The organism is Sporosarcina sp. 6E9, from assembly GCF_017921835.1.
GTDB lineage: Bacteria > Bacillota > Bacilli > Bacillales_A > Planococcaceae > Sporosarcina.
Genome location: NZ_JAGEMN010000004.1, coordinates 26,012 through 45,950, shown reverse-complemented (window position 1 = coordinate 45,950; position 19,939 = coordinate 26,012). Strand labels below are relative to the sequence as shown.

The 19,939-nt window shown below is 40.3% G+C and carries 24 protein-coding genes and 1 riboswitch; of the genes, 18 read left to right on the top strand and 6 right to left on the bottom strand.

The features are described from left to right. Positions 1-55: 55 nt before the first annotated feature. From sufB to J4G36_RS14640, 11 genes are all read left to right on the top strand, one after another. Positions 56-1,453, top strand: a complete 1,398-nt coding sequence (sufB, locus tag J4G36_RS14690; protein WP_210471152.1) for a Fe-S cluster assembly protein SufB — start codon at positions 56-58, stop codon at positions 1,451-1,453. A 217-nt stretch (positions 1,454-1,670) separates the two neighbouring features. Beyond that, positions 1,671-2,495: a sulfite exporter TauE/SafE family protein gene (locus J4G36_RS14685; protein WP_210471151.1), complete on the top strand. Its 825-nt coding sequence runs from the start codon at positions 1,671-1,673 to the stop codon at positions 2,493-2,495. 15 nt (positions 2,496-2,510) lie between these two features. Beyond that, the gene (locus J4G36_RS14680) at positions 2,511-3,902 is read left to right on the top strand and encodes a bifunctional metallophosphatase/5'-nucleotidase (RefSeq protein WP_210471150.1); all 1,392 of its coding nucleotides are present in this window, start codon (positions 2,511-2,513) and stop codon (positions 3,900-3,902) included. A gap of 14 nt (positions 3,903-3,916) precedes the next feature. Further along, the gene (gene yunB, locus J4G36_RS14675; protein WP_246880642.1) at positions 3,917-4,687 is read left to right on the top strand and encodes a sporulation protein YunB; all 771 of its coding nucleotides are present in this window, start codon (positions 3,917-3,919) and stop codon (positions 4,685-4,687) included. A 57-nt stretch (positions 4,688-4,744) separates the two neighbouring features. Continuing rightward, positions 4,745-4,929: riboswitch (Lysine riboswitch) on the top strand. Positions 4,930-5,063: 134 nt separating this feature from the next. Continuing rightward, positions 5,064-6,650 carry a Na+/H+ antiporter NhaC family protein gene (locus J4G36_RS14670; protein WP_210471149.1) on the top strand — a complete coding sequence of 529 codons (1,587 nt, stop codon included), beginning with the start codon at positions 5,064-5,066 and terminating at the stop codon, positions 6,648-6,650. A gap of 175 nt (positions 6,651-6,825) precedes the next feature. Then, positions 6,826-8,382 (top strand): sodium-dependent transporter, encoded by a 1,557-nt coding sequence (locus tag J4G36_RS14665; protein ID WP_210471148.1) that lies wholly within the window; start codon positions 6,826-6,828, stop codon positions 8,380-8,382. Further along, positions 8,379-8,486, top strand: a complete 108-nt coding sequence (locus J4G36_RS14660) for a methionine/alanine import family NSS transporter small subunit (RefSeq protein WP_210471147.1) — start codon at positions 8,379-8,381, stop codon at positions 8,484-8,486. Before J4G36_RS14665 ends, J4G36_RS14660 begins: the two co-directional genes overlap by 4 nt. A gap of 140 nt (positions 8,487-8,626) precedes the next feature. Beyond that, positions 8,627-9,595 (top strand): lipoyl synthase, encoded by a 969-nt coding sequence (gene lipA, locus J4G36_RS14655; RefSeq protein ID WP_210471146.1) that lies wholly within the window; start codon positions 8,627-8,629, stop codon positions 9,593-9,595. 18 nt (positions 9,596-9,613) lie between these two features. Beyond that, positions 9,614-9,901 (top strand): YutD family protein, encoded by a 288-nt coding sequence (locus tag J4G36_RS14650; protein WP_210471145.1) that lies wholly within the window; start codon positions 9,614-9,616, stop codon positions 9,899-9,901. Between the two features lie 116 nt (positions 9,902-10,017). Next, on the top strand, positions 10,018-10,473 hold the full coding sequence (locus tag J4G36_RS14645; RefSeq protein ID WP_210471144.1) for a DUF86 domain-containing protein: 456 nt from the start codon (positions 10,018-10,020) through the stop codon (positions 10,471-10,473). Next, complete coding sequence (locus J4G36_RS14640) at positions 10,470-11,234, top strand: TIGR01457 family HAD-type hydrolase (protein WP_210471143.1); 765 nt, start codon at positions 10,470-10,472, stop codon at positions 11,232-11,234. Before J4G36_RS14645 ends, J4G36_RS14640 begins: the two co-directional genes overlap by 4 nt. Before the next feature lie 58 nt (positions 11,235-11,292). On the opposite strand, the gene J4G36_RS14635 is transcribed toward J4G36_RS14640, so the two are convergent. Beyond that, complete coding sequence (locus J4G36_RS14635; protein WP_210471142.1) at positions 11,293-11,529, bottom strand: YuzB family protein; 237 nt, start codon at positions 11,527-11,529, stop codon at positions 11,293-11,295. 138 nt (positions 11,530-11,667) lie between these two features. Between J4G36_RS14635 and J4G36_RS14630 the strand changes: the two genes are divergently transcribed. Then, on the top strand, positions 11,668-12,735 hold the full coding sequence (locus J4G36_RS14630; protein WP_210471141.1) for an NAD(P)/FAD-dependent oxidoreductase: 1,068 nt from the start codon (positions 11,668-11,670) through the stop codon (positions 12,733-12,735). 196 nt (positions 12,736-12,931) lie between these two features. Here J4G36_RS14630 and J4G36_RS14625 read toward each other — a convergent pair whose 3' ends face one another. Beyond that, complete coding sequence (locus J4G36_RS14625; protein WP_210471140.1) at positions 12,932-13,261, bottom strand: YuzD family protein; 330 nt, start codon at positions 13,259-13,261, stop codon at positions 12,932-12,934. An 87-nt stretch (positions 13,262-13,348) separates the two neighbouring features. Between J4G36_RS14625 and J4G36_RS14620 the strand changes: the two genes are divergently transcribed. The 4 genes from J4G36_RS14620 to J4G36_RS14605 all read left to right on the top strand — a co-directional run bounded on the left by J4G36_RS14620 (position 13,349) and on the right by J4G36_RS14605 (position 16,220). Then, positions 13,349-13,585 carry a NifU family protein gene (locus tag J4G36_RS14620; RefSeq protein ID WP_210471139.1) on the top strand — a complete coding sequence of 79 codons (237 nt, stop codon included), beginning with the start codon at positions 13,349-13,351 and terminating at the stop codon, positions 13,583-13,585. Between the two features lie 179 nt (positions 13,586-13,764). Further along, on the top strand, positions 13,765-14,127 hold the full coding sequence (locus tag J4G36_RS14615; protein WP_210471138.1) for a HesB/IscA family protein: 363 nt from the start codon (positions 13,765-13,767) through the stop codon (positions 14,125-14,127). Positions 14,128-14,435: 308 nt separating this feature from the next. Then, positions 14,436-15,644 (top strand): NAD(P)/FAD-dependent oxidoreductase, encoded by a 1,209-nt coding sequence (locus tag J4G36_RS14610; RefSeq protein WP_210471137.1) that lies wholly within the window; start codon positions 14,436-14,438, stop codon positions 15,642-15,644. A 207-nt stretch (positions 15,645-15,851) separates the two neighbouring features. After that, the gene (locus J4G36_RS14605; protein ID WP_210471136.1) at positions 15,852-16,220 is read left to right on the top strand and encodes a YuiB family protein; all 369 of its coding nucleotides are present in this window, start codon (positions 15,852-15,854) and stop codon (positions 16,218-16,220) included. 61 nt (positions 16,221-16,281) lie between these two features. Here the strand turns inward: J4G36_RS14605 and J4G36_RS14600 are convergent, their stop codons facing one another. Continuing rightward, the gene (locus J4G36_RS14600) at positions 16,282-16,758 is read right to left on the bottom strand and encodes a divergent PAP2 family protein (RefSeq protein WP_210471135.1); all 477 of its coding nucleotides are present in this window, start codon (positions 16,756-16,758) and stop codon (positions 16,282-16,284) included. 149 nt (positions 16,759-16,907) lie between these two features. Between J4G36_RS14600 and J4G36_RS14595 the strand changes: the two genes are divergently transcribed. After that, on the top strand, positions 16,908-18,422 hold the full coding sequence (locus tag J4G36_RS14595; RefSeq protein WP_210471134.1) for a leucyl aminopeptidase: 1,515 nt from the start codon (positions 16,908-16,910) through the stop codon (positions 18,420-18,422). A 68-nt stretch (positions 18,423-18,490) separates the two neighbouring features. Further along, complete coding sequence (locus J4G36_RS14590) at positions 18,491-18,766, top strand: spore coat protein (RefSeq protein ID WP_210471133.1); 276 nt, start codon at positions 18,491-18,493, stop codon at positions 18,764-18,766. 55 nt (positions 18,767-18,821) lie between these two features. Here J4G36_RS14590 and mnhG read toward each other — a convergent pair whose 3' ends face one another. From mnhG to J4G36_RS14575, 3 genes are read right to left on the bottom strand one after another with little or no spacing between them, the layout of a single operon-like run. Continuing rightward, positions 18,822-19,193 (bottom strand): monovalent cation/H(+) antiporter subunit G, encoded by a 372-nt coding sequence (mnhG, locus tag J4G36_RS14585; protein ID WP_210471132.1) that lies wholly within the window; start codon positions 19,191-19,193, stop codon positions 18,822-18,824. Further along, a complete protein-coding gene (locus J4G36_RS14580) occupies positions 19,177-19,458 on the bottom strand; it encodes a Na(+)/H(+) antiporter subunit F1 (RefSeq protein WP_210471131.1) in 282 nt (93 codons plus the stop codon). Before J4G36_RS14580 ends, mnhG begins: the two co-directional genes overlap by 17 nt. After that, positions 19,455-19,934 (bottom strand): Na+/H+ antiporter subunit E, encoded by a 480-nt coding sequence (locus J4G36_RS14575; RefSeq protein WP_210471130.1) that lies wholly within the window; start codon positions 19,932-19,934, stop codon positions 19,455-19,457. The genes J4G36_RS14580 and J4G36_RS14575 overlap by 4 nt, the downstream gene beginning before the upstream one ends. Positions 19,935-19,939 lie beyond the last annotated feature (5 nt).

The following is a 19,939-nucleotide window of genomic DNA, read 5'->3' as shown; positions in this document are numbered from 1 at the left end:
TTTCATTCACTAATTGTTAAGGAGTACTTAAGCAATATAGGATGGAGGAATAATAATGGCTAAAAAGATGCCTGAAATTGGCGAATACGAACATGGTTTTAATGATGGAGATGTCTCGGTGTTTCGTTCTGAACGTGGTTTAACACGTGAAATTGTTGAAGAAATTTCTTCAATGAAAGACGAACCACAATGGATGTTAGACTACCGCTTAAAGTCATTAGAATTGTTTTATAGTATGCCTACACCACAATGGGGCGGAGATCTTAACTCACTAAACTTCGATGAGATTACGTATTATGTAAAAGCATCTGAGGGAACTGAACGTTCTTGGGATGAAGTTCCAGAAGAAATCAAGCGTACATTTGATAAACTTGGAATACCTGAAGCGGAACAGAAGTATCTAGCAGGAGTTTCTGCACAGTACGAATCAGAAGTTGTTTACCACAACATGAAGCAAGAACTAACGGATATGGGAATCGTCTTTAAAGATACTGATTCAGCACTTAAAGAAGATGAAGAACTATTCAAGAAATACTGGGGTACTGTGATTCCAAACTCTGACAACAAATTCGCAGCATTGAACTCTGCTGTTTGGTCGGGTGGATCATTCATTTACGTACCACCAGGTGTTAAAGTAGAATCACCCCTACAAGCTTATTTCCGTATTAACTCAGAAAATATGGGGCAATTTGAACGTACACTTATCATTGTTGACGAAGGCGCGAGCGTTCATTACGTTGAGGGATGTACAGCACCTGTATTCACAACAGCGTCACTTCATAGTGCTGTAGTAGAAATCATCGTAAAAGAAAACGCGTACTGCCGTTACACAACAATTCAGAACTGGGCAAATAACGTATATAACCTTGTTACAAAACGTGCAGTTGTTGATGCGCACGGAACAATGGAATGGATTGATGGAAACATCGGTTCTAGATTAACGATGAAATACCCGGCGGTTTTACTAAGAGGAGAATATGCACGTGGTTTGACATTGTCAATCGCATTATCAGGAAAAGGACAACACCAAGATGCGGGTGCGAAAATGATGCACTTAGCACCAAATACGTCCTCTACAATCGTTTCTAAGTCCATTTCTCATGGCGGCGGAAAAGGAACATACCGTGGTATCGTTCATTTCGGTCGTAATGCAGATGGCGCTAGCTCACGAGTTGAGTGTGACGCGTTATTAATGGATGACATTTCGATATCTGATACAATTCCATATAACGAAATCCTAAACGACAACATTTCACTTGAGCACGAAGCAAGTGTTTCTAAAGTTTCGGAAGAGCAGCTCTTCTACTTAATGAGCCGCGGTGTTCCTGAACTAGAAGCAATTGAAATGATCGTACTAGGCTTCATCGAGCCATTCACAAAAGAACTACCGATGGAATACGCAGTAGAAATGAACCGCTTGATTAAATTCGAGATGGAAGGTTCTATTGGTTAATTCCACATAAATAGATAGGAACACTGACACAGCAATACTTGTGTCAGTGTTTTTTTATCTTTGGCTTTATATTTTATTCACAAGTGGGTAATATAGGCGAAATCAAATCAATCCGGTGGTCGTTTTTCGCCATTCAACAATTATTTACAGAATAAACCACTAAATATATGATAGGATGAGAGTATTCAATAATTTAATACTGAAGGGGGAGTAGGTAATGGAATTTATATTATTAGCGATCATTGCTTTATCAGCAGGCATCATTGGCGCACTCGTAGGCTTAGGTGGTGGAATTATTCTTGTTCCAGCAACACTTTATATTGGCGTAAACCTTGGTTGGATTCCTGGAATCACGCCACAAACGGTTGTCGGTTTATCTGTCGTGATGATGATTTTTACAGGACTCGGCTCTACACTTACAAATATTAAAACAAAAACAGTAGATTTTCGGAGTGGTTTGATTTTCTTCGCTGGTAGTGCCCCGGGGACACTGTTCGGTGCATTTGTAAATAAAGGATTAGATTTGCCGTCATTCAATTTATATTTTGGTATTTTACTTATTCTATTATCCATACTGCTACTCGTTCGTAATTATTTGAAACCAGTCAGCTGGTTCGTAAAACGTGGAAAAACACGTGATTTCACAGATAACTTCGGAAAGTCCTATACATACGGCTACCCGGTTTGGTTTGCATTATTATTAACATTTGGCGTTGGATTCGCATCCGGGTTATTTGGAATCGGCGGCGGTTCGATCATCGTTCCAGCTATGATTTTATTGTTTTTATTCCCACCTCATGTTGCAGTTGGGACTTCGATGTTCATGGTCTTCTTATCGGCAATCGTGAATTCAATTACACATATATCACTTGGCAACGTACCTTGGATCTATACGATACCGGTTATTCCAGCGGCGTATATTGGGGCGAAGCTAGGGGCAAAGTTAAACCAGAAAATGAAATCCGAAACACTCGTTTTCGCTTTACGAATTATACTTCTTCTGCTCGGAATTCGTTCGATTGTGGATGGTATTTGGGGGTAAATTGGAGGTTTTATAATGGAGACAATACATATTTATCATACAAATGATATTCATAGTCATTTTGAAAACTGGCCACAGATTCATCGCCTTCTGATTGATAAAAGACAAGCGCACATAGCGGCAGGAGATGCCTTCTATCTATTCGATATCGGTGATAATGTTGATCGTTCACATCCTTTTACAGAAGGAACTAAGGGAAAAGGTAATATTCGCCTACTCAATGAAGCCGGCTATGATGCGGTGACGATTGGAAATAATGAAGGCATTACGATGTCCAAAGAAGCCCTTTCTTCGTTATATGACGATGCTGAATTTGATGTAATTCTAGGGAATCTGGTGGATTTGGATGGCGAATATCCGCATTGGGCGACCGAGTATAAAATATATGAAACTGACAGAGGAACGAAAGTTGGCGTGATCGGTGCGACAGCACTATATAAGCAGTTCTATGCAACATTGGGGTGGAGGATATTACCGCCGCGGGAGAAATTAATAGAAATCGCAGAGAAAATTGCGACGCAGACAGATATTATTATTTGCTTATCGCATATGGGTGTTACCGAGGACGAAGAGTTGGCAAAAGCGTGTCCCCACATTGACGTTATATTAGGAGCCCATACGCATCACCTATTCACTGAAGGCGAGTTTGTTGGGAATACCCTGCTAGCAGCGACAGGGAAGTATGGGGACTACACAGGCCATGTTTCAATTGTGTTCGACGAAGTGAGGCGTAGGATTGATAATATGAGCGCTACTTTATATCCGTCTGAAACGCTCCCGGTTAACGATGATGATGTTCAAAATCTGAATGCGGTACTGGAATTAGGGAAACAAGCGATGCAAGAAAAGCTTTTTTATAATCCAAGTCCGTTAAAGCAAAATTTGTTTGCGCCGAGTCCGTTATCTGCTTTTTTTGGGCGTGCTTTAATTGATTATACAAAAGCGGATTGCGCTATCTTTAATGCTGGAATATTTCTTGGTAGTTTAGATAAAGGCTGGGTAACAAAAGAGAATATGCATTCAATACTTCCTCACCCGATCAATGTCTGTGTGATACCGCTAGAAGGAACTGAGTTGCTGAAAATCCACGAGTTATCGTTGAATGAAGACTGGCCACAGATCACGGTTAAGGGATTAGGATTCCGAGGGGCGCTAATGGGCGCAATGATCTATGAAAGATTATATAAAAATAGACACGGGCAACTGTTCGCGGGTAATCGCGAAGTAGTGCCGGGCGAGATTTATACACTAGCCACACTTGATATGTTTACTTTTGGCTTCTTTTTTCCATCGCTTCAACACGCAAAAAAGGATTATTATATGCCCGAATTAATACGAGATATTGCAAGTGACTATGGACGTAAATATTTCAAAGAATCATCGGCTCCTTCTAAGCATAATCTATAGCAGGAGGAGTCGTTTTGAGATTACAAGGACAGGTAAGACGAAAATCCAAGCGCCGAAAGCGCAGTTTGATGCCGCTTTTAATCCCAGCAATCTTATTGGCGATTGTTTTTTTCTTCTTTTTGGTTAATGCAAGACTTACGCCAACTTATGTTCGATATGCAGAAATCCAAACGCGAAAAATTGCAGCACACGTCATTAATCAAGCGATTAGTACGAGGATTGCCAATATCCTAGACGTCAATGACATCATTGAACATGTCCCAACGGAAACTTCAAATATGGTGACAACTAAATTCAATACGGAAATTATTAATAGAGTATTAGCCGATACAAGAAATTTAGTTGAGATGCATTTGGCACAAGCAGAAGCTGGGAACCTAGATATGTTGCCACTTGATGATATAGAATATGACCCAGTGAAAATGGAAGATCAAGGCGGTGTTGTCTTTTATTTGCCGTTAGGGCAGGCGACAGGGATTCCGTTGTTAGGAAACCTTGGGCCGAAAATTCCAATTCGCTTTCACGTGATCGGGGACGTGCAAGCAAATGTAGCAGCATCGATAGAACAATTTGGGATAAATAATGCTTATATTGAAGTAAATATTATACTACGGGTAAATGTAGAGATTATTGTCCCACTCGCAACGAAAACAGCTGTTGTCGAACAGAAAATTCCCGTTGCAATTGGTTTAGTTCAGGGAGCTGTACCGCATATTTTCAGTTCCGGTGATGGTGCAGGGGGCGCGCAATTCGAAGTTCCAGTACCACTTCCTCAAGGGGAGTAAATGGTCATGTTGAAATTTCGAGTAAATCATGTTAGTATTAGCTATAGAAAAAAATATCGATAGGGTAGAGGCTGCATTGCTTATGAGTCACACACGCGAGAATGACATTCGAAGACCGTGTGTAAAAGGAAGCTTTGCCGAAGTTTAAGTGACTTGTCAATCCGCTTAAGCTGGGGTCATTCCGAATAGGGATGACACTGTCATATTGCGAATAAATGCGCGTATGATGAGCTACAAATCGTGCGTTTGATAATTATCAATTTATCCAACAAAACGATAACGTAGAGAAAGCCGGTTCCCAATGCATTTAGTATGCGAATGGACCGGTTTTTTTAATTCCTAAATACCTCACCTTACGAAATGGAGGAAATACAGAATGATTGGAACATGGTTGTCTATATTACCGCCGTTAATTGCCATACTCATGGTATTGGCAACGAGAAGGGTTCTGCTGTCACTTGGTGCAGGAATTGTTTCTGCCGCATTATTAGTCGCGTCCTTTTCACCGATGGAATCTTTACAAAATCTATGGAATGCGATGATTGTCTCCTTTTGGGAGGAAGGCGCTTTAAATACATATACGATTTATATTATGTTATTTATCCTTCTGTTAGGTGTTATTACTGCCTTTGTAAGTTTGTCTGGTGGAAGCCGTGCGTTTGCTGAGTGGGCTTTGCATCGGATAAAAACGAAACGTGGCGCAAAGCTGCTAACCGTTTTCCTTGGAATTATTATATTCGTAGATGATTACTTTAATTCACTTGCTGTTGGGCAAATCGCTCGACCGATAACGGATCAGCATAAAATTTCACGTGCGAAACTTGCATATTTTATAGATTCAACGTCAGCACCTATATGTGTTGTTTCGCCGATATCAAGTTGGGGAGCTTATTTAATAGGACAACTTGCATTGATTTTCGGTGGGGCTGCTGCGATTAACTATTCACCGTTATCGGCATTTATTATGATGGCACCGATGAACTTTTATGTCATTACAACACTTGCTATCGTCTTCTTCTTTGCTTGGACGGACATTGATTTATTTGAAATGAAAAAACATGAAAAGCTTGCAACTGAAACAGGCCAATTATACAGCCCTGACAAAGAGATTCCAGGACAATTGAAAGAAGATTTCCCGGTGCATTCACATGGCCGAGTGAAAGACCTAGTCGCACCGATTGTTGCATTAGTCGCGGTGACACTTTTGATGATGGTGTGGACTGGCTATTTGGCAAGTGTCGCTGATGGATTGGACATTAGTATTTGGTCGATATTTGAAAATACGGACGTTCCATTATCCTTAGTAACAGGCGGTTTAGCAGGCGCAATCTTAGCGGGTAGTTTGTATCTGTTGAAAATGAAGCAAAACGAAACAGCTAGTTATGCACTTATGGGCCGTGCACTTGTTAGTGGATTAAAAGCTATGTTACCTGCGGTTTTCATCTTAATTTTTGCATGGGCATTAACCGATTTAATTGCAGTGTTAGAAACAGGCTTGTATTTGTCTGGAGTTGTGACGAATGCAAATCTACCTGTTGCATTTTTACCGGTCATCATGTTTATCCTTGCCGGTTTAATGGCCTTCTCCACAGGTACTTCTTGGGGGTCATTCGGTATTCTAATTCCGATTGCTGCCCAAATTATGATTGACGCAGCACCTGAAATGTTATTGCCAGCGTTAGCTGCTGTTCTTGCCGGAGCAGTTTTTGGAGATCATTGTTCGCCGATATCTGATACAACGATTCTTTCGTCTACGGGTGCTGGTTGTAACCACATAGATCATGTTGCGACGCAATTACCTTATGCTTTAATCAGTGCCGCGATAGCAGGAATTGGTTATTTAGTCTTAGGTTTTACGGGCATAATTTGGATTGGCTTACTTGTCGTAATTATTATATTAATAATTCTATTTACAGTGTTGATTTTGCGGAATAATAAACAGGAAATCGCTACAACTAAATGATAATCGAAAATAAAGAAGTGATGAACTGTCATCACTTCTTTATTTTTTTCATAGTATTAATGGAGTAAAATGTATTTTGACAATTATCAGATAGGTAGTTATACTAAACTAGAAGACTGTGATTAAATCTTCAGAAAAATGATTTGTATTTGAGATTAATGGGGGAGGAAAACGTATGAAACAACGATCACAGTGGGGTACCCGTGCAGGCTTTATCATGGCGGCAGTCGGTTCTGCAGTAGGACTCGGAAACATCTGGCGTTTCCCGTATGTAGCGTACGAGAACGGCGGAGGCGCATTCTTTATACCATATTTATTTGCATTACTTACTGCAGGAATTCCAATTTTGATAATGGAGTTCACCATCGGGCATAAGTACCGGGGATCTGCACCGCTTTCTTTTTTCCGAATGGGTGGAAAGAGAGCAGAATGGATGGGGTGGTGGGGAATTTTCGTCTCATTCGTCATCTCGACCTACTACGCTGTAATCATTGCATGGGCAATGAAGTACACGGTGTATTCGTTTAATTTATCGTGGGGGGAAGATACAAAGGGGTTCCTATTTGGGGATGTCCTAAAACTAGCTGAAAATCCGGGAGATGTTGGTGGATATGTCCCAGGAGTGTTATTACCGCTCTTATTGGTTTGGGCAATTGCATTTATTATTTTGTTAGCAGGTGTTAAAAGAGGAATCGAGTTAGCGAACCGGATTTTTATTCCGACGCTTGTCGTTGTATTTTTAATTGTCGTTATTCGAGCGGTTACACTTGATGGAGCCCTGCTTGGATTAGATGCATTTTTTAAACCAGATTTAAGTAAGCTAGCCAATCCAACCGTTTGGGTTGCCGCATACGGGCATATATTCTTTAGTTTATCAATTGCCTTCGCAATCATGATCACGTATTCAAGTTATCTTCCGAAAAAATCGGATATCACAAACAACGCTTTTATCACGGGGTTTGCGAACTCGGGCTTTGAATTACTAGCAGGGATCGGAATTTTCGCTGCGCTAGGGTTTATGGCAACACAAGCAAATATGGCCGTTTCTGAAGTGGCCGATGCTGGTGTTGGTTTAGCATTTGTTGTCTTCCCGCAAATCATTAATGAGATGCCAGGCATGAATGGATTAATCGGGGTAATGTTTTTCTTGTCTCTCGTCTTAGCGGGTTTATCATCTCTAATTTCTATATCTGAAACGTATATTGCTGGGATATCCGATAAGTTTAATATTTCAAGAAGCAAATCGGTAATATTCTCGGTTGGTTTAGCTACGATAATCTCTACATTGTTTGCAACACGCGGTGGGCTATATTTCCTAGATGCAGCCGATTACTTCATCAACCAATTTGGTGTAGCGGCGATTGGGCTTGTTGAAGTAGTACTCATCGTTTGGGTTTTCAAAAAGGTCGATGTATTCGAACGGCATGCAAACGCATTATCAGACATTCAAATTCGTTCTTGGTGGAAAATTTGCTTAGGATTCATTACGCCGTTAGTACTTGGTTATATGATGTTCGGGTTAATACGCAAAAACGTGATGAAACTGCATGTAATAGACGACAAAGGCACCTTAGGTAACTACGAAGGATATAGCGATACATTTATCTTGTATGGCGGCTGGTCTGTTGCCTTGTTCGCACTTGTAATGGGGATCATATTCACATTGTTCAAATGGAAGCGGAATACGATTGAAGAAACCGATTATGAAGAAACGAAGGAGGATTCATTATGAGTGCTAGTGCAATATTAATGATGGTCGTCGGAATCCTCATCATATGGGGAGGACTAGCGGCAAGTATTACAAATGCAGTGGTTAAATCAAGAAGAAATAAATAATGTAAGAGAGTGCCCAACAAAATGGGCACTCTCTTTTTTTAGAAATATATAAGGCGTTGCGAGGTTGTTCAGATAATGTAAATGTGATACATTAAAAATAGTCAATTAAATGCGCTAATTATGTGAATCCTTCACCTAGAATGGAAAGAATGGAGTCGGTTAACGTGTCATGTAGACCAGAACGTGGAAAAAAGTCAGAGCATATAAGAAAACCAGAGTGGCTTAATATTAAATTAAATACGAATGAAAACTACAGAGGACTTAAAAAGTTAATGCGGGAACAAAATTTAAATACGGTTTGTGAAGAGGCCCGCTGTCCGAATATCCATGAATGCTGGGGTGAACGCCGTACCGCCACTTTCATGATATTAGGTGCAACTTGTACGCGTGCTTGCCGTTTCTGTGCGGTAAACACAGGACTACCCAACGAACTTGACCTTGCTGAACCAGAACGTGTTGCCGATTCAGTACAGCTCATGAATTTAAAACATGTTGTTGTAACAGCTGTTGCACGTGATGATCAAAAAGACGGAGGTTCCGCAGTATTTGCGGAAACAATTCGTGCAATTCGACGAAAAAATCCATTTACAACAGTAGAGGTACTACCTTCAGATATGGGCGGCGTTTATGAAAATCTAGAACGCTTAATGGATGCTAAACCAGACATTTTAAACCATAATATTGAAACAGTTCGCCGTTTAACGCCAAGAGTTCGTGCTCGTGCAACGTATGATCGTTCACTTGAATTACTCCGTCGCGCAAATGAAATGTATCCAGACATTCCAACGAAATCCTCGTTAATGTTAGGGCTTGGCGAAACACATGAAGAAATACTTGAAACAATGGATGATCTAAGAGCCAACAATGTGGATATCATGACGATTGGTCAATACTTACAACCAACCAAAAAACATTTAGTAGTTCAAAAGTATTATACACCACAAGAGTTTGGTGAATTAAGAAAAATTGCAATGTCAAAAGGGTTCTCACACTGTGAAGCTGGGCCGCTCGTTCGTTCAAGTTACCATGCAGATGAGCAGGTAAACGCAGCCGCCAAAGAAAGACAGCGTTTAGGTGAAGAGAAACTTGAAAAAGCACTGCAAAGTTGAGTGGCGGTGAAAAGATAAATGATAACTCTTGAAAATTGGGAGTACGAAATCATCAAAGATTTCCGAGATGGTTTTCAACAAGAAGCGTTGCTAGCACGATATAGTGAAGTGTTGCAAAAATATGATTATATACTCGGTGACTGGGGATACGGACAACTCCGTTTAAAAGGTTTTTTTGATGACCGAAATCAGAAAGCCACATATGAAACGAAGATAAGTACCTTGCAAGATTACCTCTACGAGTATTGTAATTTCGGGTGTGCTCACTTTGTCTTGAAAAAAGTAGGCAAAGTTAAAAAAGTATAAGCAACTAGAAAGGGTGCCGTGTAATGATCTTCTATGATCAAAACAACGGCATTCTTTTTTTATGATTATATATGATAGAATGAAAAAGGATATCGAATTTAGAGAGGGGTAAACAAATGTATTTTATTGATCGAAATCAAATTGAAAATGCACTCACCCATATGGAAAAGTTATTGACACTTTATAATGAAGAAAAAGAGTGGAAGATGGATTTAATTCATTCTCTTGCGGTGGCTCGACTTAGTCATGTTATTATCGAATCTGTTATCGATGTTGGAAACTCAATGATTGACGGGTTCATCATGCGTGATCCAGGCGGCTATGATGATATTATCGACATCATGGAAGATGAAAAAGTAATTACGCCTGACATGTCTGATCCTTTAAAATCAGTTATTGGACTTCGCAAGATGATTGTCAGAGATTTTACGAATGTGAACACGGAAACCATCGTTGAAGTATTAAATCAGTCAATGGAGGCACTTCTGGCATTTCCAACAAATGTTCGTCACTACCTTGAACATGAGCTTGGACCAGTATCTGCATTTTTGCCTTCTGAGGAGGACCTATGAAGAAATATAATGTATATTGTCTTGACCTTGACGGCACTGTCTATCATGGGACAGAACGAATTCCTGAAGCGGTGACCTTCATCTCAGACCTACAATCACAAGGGATTGAACCTTATTACATAACGAATAATTCAACGGCTACACCTGAACAAGTGATTGAAAAGCTTGCCTCTTTTGGAGTCAAAACATATGTTGAGAAAATTATGTCGTCAGCATTAGTCTCAGCTAAGTATTGTAAAGAACACTACGATGGGGCGACCGTTCAGATGATTGGGGAAAAAGGATTGCACGATGCATTAGTTGCAGAAGGGTTTACATTTGTAACGGAAAATCCGGATATTGTCGTCGTAGGACTTGACCGCGAAGTAAATTATGCGAAGTTTACCGAAATTGCTCTGGCAATTCGTTCAGGCGCAAAGTTTATCGCAACCAATGGTGATAAAGCAATTCCTACGGAAAGAGGCTTGTTGCCAGGTGCAGGATCAATCGTTAAACTCCTGGAATTTACAACAGGTGTAAAGCCTGTTTTCATCGGAAAACCGGAGCCACATATGTTAGCATTTATTAAAAATGAAAACGGGTATAGTAAAGAAGAAATGGTAATGGTGGGCGATAATTATGACACCGATATACTATCGGGGATTCGATACGGGATTGACACGATTTACGTTGAGGGCGGCGTTACTTCGAAAGAAGAAGTTTTAGGTCAAGCTGAAAAACCGACCCATATCTTAAACTCACTGGCGGATTGGCAACTATAAAAAAACTTTCCGTGTACGAACACGGAAAGTTAATAAATTCGGATGAACTATAGCCCTTCTAAAAGAGCGGATTATCTTCTATGAATTGATAAATGCGCTCTGTTAGTTCCTCAGGTGTATCGGCTTCTACAATTTCACCATTGACTAAAGCATAAAGTGATTCAGCGCATATTGTACAGTAGCTTAAACAACCATATTCGAGAACATCAAGGTTGGGATCTAGCTCTAGCTTTTCTAAAGTTTTATGTGAACCGTTTGCAAGATTACTCATGCAAAATTCGACGATTGGATTCACGGAGATCACCTCACTATTAGGAATCCTACTACTTTATGATGTATACGTCAATTTCTCAGCCTTATTGTGAACCATGTCTCAAACTGATATAATCAAATACGAGAAACCAACGGAAATTGAGTTACAAAGGAGAAAATTATGAGAAAACTTGTCTTATTAGGTGCTGGATACGGAAATATGCGTATTTTACTGCGTCTATTAACGAAAGATTTACCAAGTGATATTGAAATAACGCTTGTCGATCGCACGCCTTTTCATAGTCTGAAAACGGAATTTTATGCACTTGCTGCAGGAACAGTATCGGATTCAGTTGTGCGTGTTCCGTTGCCTGTTCATGATCAGTTAAAAGTTGTCGGGGGCGAAATTATCGAAATTTCTCCTGAAGAAAAAAGTGTGTATCTAGATGATGGACAAATCATTACATACGATGAACTGGTTATCGGCCTGGGTTGTATGGATAATTATCATGATGTACCAGGAGCCGCGGAAAATACATATAGCATTCAAACAATTGGGAAGTCGCGAATCACCTATGAAAAACTATTAGGTTTAGGTGGTGGCGCAACTGTTGGAATCGTTGGTGCAGGACTTAGCGGAATTGAACTTGCCAGTGAACTTCGTGAAAGCCGACCCGATTTAAAGATAAAGTTGTTTGATCGTAGCCCACGTATTTTAAGAGATTTTCCAGAAAGACTTAGTAATTATGTAAAAGGTTGGTTTGACGAACATAACGTTGATGTCGTTGCGGAATCGAATATTACGCAAGTTGGACCCGACGTACTGTATAATCATGAAGAAACAATTCCAGTAGATGCTGTGGTATGGACAGCCGGAATTCGTCCGGTTACACCTGTACAAAATATTAATACTGAAAAAGGTGATTCTGGTCGCCTAGTCTTAAATAAATATCACCAGTTACCGAATTACTCCGATGTCTATGTCGCAGGAGATTGCGCAGCACTGCCTTACGCGCCAAGTGCGCAAGTTGCAGAGGAACAAGCGGAACAAATAGTAAAAGTCTTGCGTCATGTGTGGAATGAAGAACCGCTTCCTGAAAAAATGCCGGAAATCAAGTTGAAAGGTTTCCTAGGTTCATTGGGTAAAAAGCAAGGATTCGCCTACCTAGCAGATCGTACCGTAACAGGCCGCATCGCACGTCTACTAAAATCAGGCGTACTTTGGATGTACAAACGCCATAACGGCTGACACAAAGGAAAAACGAACAAAAGTATGGATGGAATTTTTTCCTTCCATACTTTTTTGTTACTCAAAAAGTCGAAACTATAACATGTACTTAATCAATCCATTATTAAAGTAATTGTCTAATATAAGAATCATTGATTTACGTTCCGGGCGGACGCGTTCCACGGGAGACTTCTTAATGCAACCTATAATAGTAGACTTAATTACCAGTCACATACCCAAACTTTTCAAGCGCACTAAAAACAGGTTTTAATTGAATATGACCTTCACCGATCATTTCATCATTAATCATGACCAGCGGATAAAAATACTCGTCATTGCGAACTTTTTCAGCAATTTCGTCTTGTCGCTCATTCTCAATTGTAGAATCAATATCGATGTACTCAATGGCAATCGGTTGTTCTGGATATTTTCGACCAATCGCTGCCTCCAACCATTCATACGTATCCTTAGCGGACGGGGCATTGACACAACTCGCGCAGATCACATCTGCACCATAAACTTCGACGACAACATGATTATTTTTCAATTAAAATGACTCCTTTCGAATTCAAAGATGGATTTTTTCTGCTTTCCAGTTTATAATAATTATTATAAGGAAAGGGGACGAAATTAAATGACTGATGCAATGTTAACAGAACCAGTACAAGAAGTTCTAAATAAATTACGCCCATTTCTTCTTCGCGACGGAGGAGACTGTGAGCTCGTCGATGTTGAGAATGGAATCGTAAAACTTCGCCTTCTTGGTGCTTGCGGTACATGCCCAAGTTCAACAATTACATTAAAAGCGGGTATTGAACGCGCGTTACTTGAAGAAGTACCAGGTGTCGTAGAAGTCGAACAAGTATTTTAAATTTTATTTTCTCCATCAAAAAGGCCTAATATGGGCCTTTTTTGATTTTAAAATGTTTACATTTGTAACGCGTCAACCCAATTATAACTTATAGAACATTTAAAACGAGTTTTTTTGATTGCATAGAAACCCTAAAGATTGCTACAATAGATGTAAAGGATAGGGAAGGTGAACGTTAAATGGCTCAATTAGTCGAACTATCAGAAGCGGCAGCATACCGCGTAAAAGAGATGATGCGTCATAATGGGGAAGAAGGTTCGTACCTCCGTGTCGCTATTAACGGCGGTGGGTGCAGTGGCCTCACTTATGGTTTGGGATTTGAAAAAGAATTGACCGAAAAAGATCAGTTGTTGACACAGCATGACATCGAAATGATTGTTGCAAACGACGACGTAGACATATTAAAAGGCACGCAAATTGATTATAAAGAATCCCTAATGGGGGGCGGATTTACGATTAATAATCCAAACGCCATCTTATCATGCGGTTGCGGAACTTCATTCAGAACGGCAACAAAGGTCGGCGCACCGGCTGATTGTTAAAATAATTATACAGCGGCTTCATTGTATTCAAAGCGGAATACGAATCAGTTACCCTCCTAAAATAATCATTAGGAGGGTAGATTTTTGAAAGCCTTTCAAAACCATTGCTTATTCAGTATTTTCAAACCTTTCCTAATTCAATTATAGTATTGAAATACCCATCCAAAAGGGCTACTATAGGAGAGAGTAAGTTTGTTGAATGATTAACGATAACTCGAAATGAGTAAATTTATTGCGGAATTATTGTTAGTTCTGCTTTTTTCACCTGTTTTGAGTAAAATAAAAAATTAAAAGGTGGTTCGATCTTCGTGAAAAGACCGACAATATTAGTTTTAGGTGCAGGATACGGCGGTTTAACAACAGTTGTTAATTTGCAAAAATCAATTGGAGCCAATGAGGCTAACATCGTTCTTATCAATAAAAATGATTATCACTATGAATCTACTTGGCTACATGAAGCATCTGCGGGAACATTGTCTCCAGAACAAGTGCGTTATGATATTAAAGATGTTATTGCATCCCATGTGGATTTTGTGCAAGCAACCGTTGAGGCAATCGATGTAAAAGGAAAAGTTGTGACGACAAATGTCGGAACGCATACATACGATTATCTCGTTATTTCACTCGGTTTCGAAGGTGAAACATTCGGTATTCCAGGCCTAGATAAACACGCACTGTCGATTGCTAACGTTAAAGCGGCGCGTCAAATCCGTGAGCATATTGAGTATCAATTTGCAACTTGGTCACTTGAGACTGAGAAAGATGATAGCCGTCTAACGATTATTGTCGGTGGAGCTGGATTCACGGGAATCGAATTCTTGGGTGAACTTGGTAATCGCGTTCCAGAACTATGTAAAGAGTTTGATGTTCCTTATGAAAAAGTACGTGTACTTTGCGTTGAAGCAGCGCCAATGGTTCTTCCAGGATTCGATGAGGATCTTGTTAAATATGCAGTTAGTCAACTTGAAGCAAAAGGCATTGAGTTTTCAATCGGAACACCAGTTGTGGAAGCTACTGAAGAAGGTGTGAAGATTAAAACAGGCGATGACGAGTTTGAATTCATCAAAGCCGGTACAGTTGTATGGGCTGCGGGTGTACGCGGTAACCGTCTTATCGAAGAAACAGGTATCGAAAATATGCGTGCACGTGTCAAAGTTGACAAAGATCTTCGCGCACCAGGATATTCAGACGTATTCATCGTAGGTGACTGTGCACTTATGATTAACGAAGAAATCAACCGTCCGTTTCCACCAACTGCTCAAATCGCGATGCAACAAGGTGTTACGTGCGCAAAAAACATTATTGCACTGATGAAAGACCAGCCAACCGAAGAATTTACGCCAGATTTAAAAGGTAGTATTTGTTCGCTTGGTAGTGATGATGCAATCGGTGTCGCATTTGGCAAGAAAATGACGGGTAAAAAAGCTTCATTCATGAAGAAAGTAGTCGATAACCGAGCATTGTTCCTTATCGGCGGAGTTGGTTTAACACTTAAAAAAGGTAAATTTAAATTATAATTAGCAGGTTCCAAGCATCTATGTCGATCATAATTGACAATAGATGCTTTTTTTTCGTGATAAGTTGGTTTTGTCCGAGCAGGTAATAAGCGTAAACGCGAACACATCCCGAATTGTAAATCTGACAAATTATCGAACTAGTGACGTTCTGTTGAATGCTTCCACCAATTCATGTAAAATTATGAATGGAAAATGGAGGTTAACCTAATGACTCATATAAATGCTTTAGCGATTGCAGCAGCCTCGCCACAGGGGTCGATTTCACTTGTTCATGTTGTCTTATCCGTACTTATTTTTATCGTGATTTTTTTCGGTATCGGATTCTTATTGAATATGTTACTTCGTATGACGTGGCTCATGGCGATTATTTACCCGATTATCGTTATTCTGATCATTGATGAAGTGAAAATATACGAATATATAACGAAACCAGTGTATGCATTTAAACTTTTGGGTGTGAAATTTATGGCGCTTCAAACAGCGGATATTATCATACTCACCAGTGGTCTTGTCGGTGCAATAATCTCAGGATTTGTCATGAAATTACTCCGAAAGCAAGGGTATCAAATGTTTTAATTTATACAACATAAAAAGAGAGGTTAAGCAAATTATTGCTTAACCTCTCTTTTTCGATAGCTTAGACAAGAAAAGTGTAAATGACAATTGAAATTAAAACGCCTGTGACGGCGCCAGCAAATACTTCACTTGGCTTATGCCCAAGCAATGTTTTTAATTCTTGGATTTTTTGTTCCCCGTCTTTCTTCGGCCAGCCTTTCGCTTCTTGCACGAAAGTTTGGAAGTCGACGCGCATTTGGTTAATTATGATTGCCTGTTGGCCAGCCTGAAAACGAATCCCGGTTGCATCAAACATCACGATAACAGCGAAAATTGCAGAAACTGCAAACAATGGCGAATCTAGCCCTGTTTCGTATGCAATTGCAGTTGTCAGGGATGTAACCGCAGCAGAATGGGAGCTCGGCATTCCGCCAGTAGAGGTCATGAGTTTCCAGTCGAGTTTTCGTATAATTAAGAACTTAATGGGGATTTTAATAAATTGTGCAAAAATTATGCCGAATAATGCCGCGAGAAGCGGAATGTTATTAAAAATAGCCATTTGAGTTTACATCCCTTTTCTTAAAAAATAATATCGCTAGTATACCACATAAACATTAACAAGAGTAATCGTAAAAATGAGAATGTTCATTTCAAACAAAGGGAATTATAGTCTATAATGAACAATGACATAAAATTAGGGGGATTCTAATGGAAATTAAATTAATCGAACAAGACTTTAACAAAATTGATACGGAAGTACTTATTATTGGTGTACCCGAACATCCGGAAAATACACCAGGTTGGGATGATTTCGTTGCGTCCTATAATTCGCACTTGCCTGAGTGGTTAAAGTCAGGTGATGTGAAAACGACGTATAAACAAGTTGTAAAAATGCCTACATTCAATGATAGCGGATTCAAGCGCGTGTTGTTTATCGGACTCGGTGCGAAAAACAAATTAACTGAAGAGCGACTACGAACAGCCTTTTCAACGATCGGGAAAGAAATATCAATTATGAAAGCTTCCTCGATTGCAATTTGGCCAACGCCTTTTACCAACGAAAAAATAACAAATGAAGATGTTGCCTTTTTAGCTGGTGAAGGAATTGGGCTTGGCATGTATAAGTTTGCTAGCTATAAAACAGATTCCAATGATCGTGATATTTCGCTAGAAACAGTCACATTCTTATCTGATTCAAATCAAGACGAGTTAAAGGTAGCTTTTGAAGTAGGCAGTCTACATGCTGATGCGGTAAATGAGGCCAGAACGCTTGTGAATATGCCGCCGAATATGTTGACTGCGACTGAAATGGCAAGCTATGCCCGCCGTCTTGCGGAAACATATGACTTCGAAATTGAAGTGCTTGGAAAAAAAGAAATGGAAGAGCAGGGAATGGGCGCAATCCTAGCGGTAAATAAAGGTTCTGTTGAAGAGCCACAGCTAATTGTTCTCAAGTATGCTGCAACCGATAAATGGGAAGACATCGTCGGTCTCGTCGGAAAAGGGATTACCTACGACACTGGCGGTTATTCACTAAAACCGCGTGATGGAATGGTTGGTATGAAAGGTGATATGGGCGGAGCAGCAGCTGTACTCGGCGCTATGCAAATCATCGGAGAAACACGGCCCGAGAAAAACGTCATAGCTGTCATTGCGTCTACTGACAATATGGTGTCTGGCGATGCATTTAAACCAGATGATGTCATCACTTCGTTAAGTGGGAAAACAATCGAAGTTTTAAATACCGATGCGGAAGGGCGTCTTGTCCTAGCAGATGCCGTGACATATGCGAAGCAATCCGGTGCAGACTATTTAATCGACGTAGCGACACTCACAGGCGGTGTTATCGTGGCATTAGGTATGGACAAGACTGGAGCGCTAACAAACGATGAGGCGTTCTTTGAAGAGTTCATGCATGCAGCAACAGAAACAGGAGAATTTGTCTGGAGACTGCCATTAACAGAAAGCGATAAGAAACGACTTCGCAAAAGTGAAGTGGCTGATTTAAATAACTCACCCGGCCGCGATGGTCATATGATCTTTGGTGGGGGTTTCGTTGGAGAATTTGTCGGTGACACGCCGTGGATTCATTTGGATATTGCGGGAACTTCAGATGCAAGTTCCGAGCATGATCTTGGTCCAAAAGGCGCAACCGGCGTAATGGTGCGTACACTCGCGACAGTTATTGAACGTATGGCAAGTACGGATATAAACAGCAAATAGGCTGCTGTCCTCTTTCTCGTGTTCTTTTTTGAATAGGATAAGTGAGAAGTGAGAAGGGGGTTAGTAAATTGCCAAGAAGTGGTTATCGTGGTGGTCATAATAGAGGTGGCGGCTATAGAGATGGTGGCTTTGGAAGTGGTTTTGGTTTTGGAGGATTTGGAGGCCCATTCATTGGTGGCTTAGCCGGTGGGCTTTTAGGGAGTGCATTGTTTGATGGGAACGGCGGGTACGGCGGGTACGGCGGGTACGGCGGATACGGCGGTTATCCACCGTATTACGGTTACCCATATGCGCCTTCTTACTACGGCGGTTATCCGCCATATGGATATTATCGTCCGTATTAATATTTGAAAAAAACGCATGAAAACCTGTTAATAACCGGTTTCCATGCGTTTTAGTTTAAGTTTTTTTTGCTTGATCCTTTTTTCCTTGTTCAATGATTTCTGCAAGGTCATCGCCAACTGTAAGTTCCGTCGGTTTCACGCCAGAAACATAAGCGGCTCTACTCATCAAATGACCACCGATTGGCGCAGTGATGAATAAAAAGAGAATTCCTAGGAGGATTTTTACACTAAAATGTCCTTCATTCAACCAAAAGTGAAAGAATACACCTACCAGGATACTTAATACACCTAATGTGGCACTCTTAGAAGCCGCATGAGCGCGTGTGTACACATCGGGTAAACGTATGATGCCTACCACCGCGACAACCGTGAAAACGAGTCCTACGAGGATTGAAATGACAATGAGTGTATTAGCTATTACGGTCACGCTCGATTATCTCTCCTTTCTCGATGAATTTGGAAAAACTCACAGTTCCGATAAAGGACAAGACTGCTAGCAGTAAAATTACATCTAGAAACAGTTCTGTCTCAAATAATACGGATAATAAGGCTGTTGCCGAGATAAACATAACGCCGATTGCATCCAAAGCAACTAACCGATCTGGTACTGACGGACCCTGGAAAATACGATAAAGGAGACCGACCATCGATAAAATGACAATCAACAAAGAAATCCAAATAAAAGTCATCATGGACGGCTCACCTCCTTAATCGCTTTTTCAAATGTATTTTTAATCGAGTGAATTGCATCATCAACATCATCTGCATCGATGGCATGGACGTATAACACGCGTTGGTCATCAGAAACATGGACGACAACCGTACCAGGTGTTAATGTGATTAAACTTGAAAGCAATGTAATTTCCCAATCGCGCTCTAGCTCTGTCGGTAGGGCAAAAAATCTTGGTTTAAGATCCAATTTTGGACGAATAACGAGTAACAGAACTGAAATATTAGAGAGCACTAATTCTTTTATAAAGATTACAGTTAGCTTAAACGCTGCCCAGACTCGATCAATATAAAGTCGTTCAGTAAAAAATCTTCTCATCACAAACAGGAGTATAAACCCGATTAAATAGCCAATGACGAATGTGGTAGCTGTCGCCGATGAGCTTAAGAACATCCAGACAATCGCGATGAAAAAGTTCAACAGTATTTGGAAAGCCATCGTCA

What these genes read in the sequence shown, in the direction of transcription:
- sufB (WP_210471152.1), top strand. Translation starts at nt 56, where the DNA reads ATGGCTAAAAAGATGCCTGAAATTGGCGAATACGAACATGGTTTTAAT.
- J4G36_RS14685 (WP_210471151.1), top strand. Translation starts at nt 1,671, where the DNA reads ATGGAATTTATATTATTAGCGATCATTGCTTTATCAGCAGGCATCATT.
- J4G36_RS14680 (WP_210471150.1), top strand. Translation starts at nt 2,511, where the DNA reads ATGGAGACAATACATATTTATCATACAAATGATATTCATAGTCATTTT.
- J4G36_RS14670 (WP_210471149.1), top strand. Translation starts at nt 5,064, where the DNA reads ATGATTGGAACATGGTTGTCTATATTACCGCCGTTAATTGCCATACTC.
- J4G36_RS14665 (WP_210471148.1), top strand. Translation starts at nt 6,826, where the DNA reads ATGAAACAACGATCACAGTGGGGTACCCGTGCAGGCTTTATCATGGCG.
- J4G36_RS14660 (WP_210471147.1), top strand. Translation starts at nt 8,379, where the DNA reads ATGAGTGCTAGTGCAATATTAATGATGGTCGTCGGAATCCTCATCATA.
- lipA (WP_210471146.1), top strand. Translation starts at nt 8,627, where the DNA reads ATGGAAAGAATGGAGTCGGTTAACGTGTCATGTAGACCAGAACGTGGA.
- J4G36_RS14650 (WP_210471145.1), top strand. Translation starts at nt 9,614, where the DNA reads ATGATAACTCTTGAAAATTGGGAGTACGAAATCATCAAAGATTTCCGA.
- J4G36_RS14645 (WP_210471144.1), top strand. Translation starts at nt 10,018, where the DNA reads ATGTATTTTATTGATCGAAATCAAATTGAAAATGCACTCACCCATATG.
- J4G36_RS14640 (WP_210471143.1), top strand. Translation starts at nt 10,470, where the DNA reads ATGAAGAAATATAATGTATATTGTCTTGACCTTGACGGCACTGTCTAT.
- J4G36_RS14630 (WP_210471141.1), top strand. Translation starts at nt 11,668, where the DNA reads ATGAGAAAACTTGTCTTATTAGGTGCTGGATACGGAAATATGCGTATT.
- J4G36_RS14620 (WP_210471139.1), top strand. Translation starts at nt 13,349, where the DNA reads ATGACTGATGCAATGTTAACAGAACCAGTACAAGAAGTTCTAAATAAA.
- J4G36_RS14615 (WP_210471138.1), top strand. Translation starts at nt 13,765, where the DNA reads ATGGCTCAATTAGTCGAACTATCAGAAGCGGCAGCATACCGCGTAAAA.
- J4G36_RS14605 (WP_210471136.1), top strand. Translation starts at nt 15,852, where the DNA reads ATGACTCATATAAATGCTTTAGCGATTGCAGCAGCCTCGCCACAGGGG.
- J4G36_RS14600 (WP_210471135.1), bottom strand. Translation starts at nt 16,758, where the DNA reads ATGGCTATTTTTAATAACATTCCGCTTCTCGCGGCATTATTCGGCATA.
- J4G36_RS14595 (WP_210471134.1), top strand. Translation starts at nt 16,908, where the DNA reads ATGGAAATTAAATTAATCGAACAAGACTTTAACAAAATTGATACGGAA.
- J4G36_RS14580 (WP_210471131.1), bottom strand. Translation starts at nt 19,458, where the DNA reads ATGATGACTTTTATTTGGATTTCTTTGTTGATTGTCATTTTATCGATG.
- J4G36_RS14575 (WP_210471130.1), bottom strand. Translation starts at nt 19,934, where the DNA reads ATGGCTTTCCAAATACTGTTGAACTTTTTCATCGCGATTGTCTGGATG.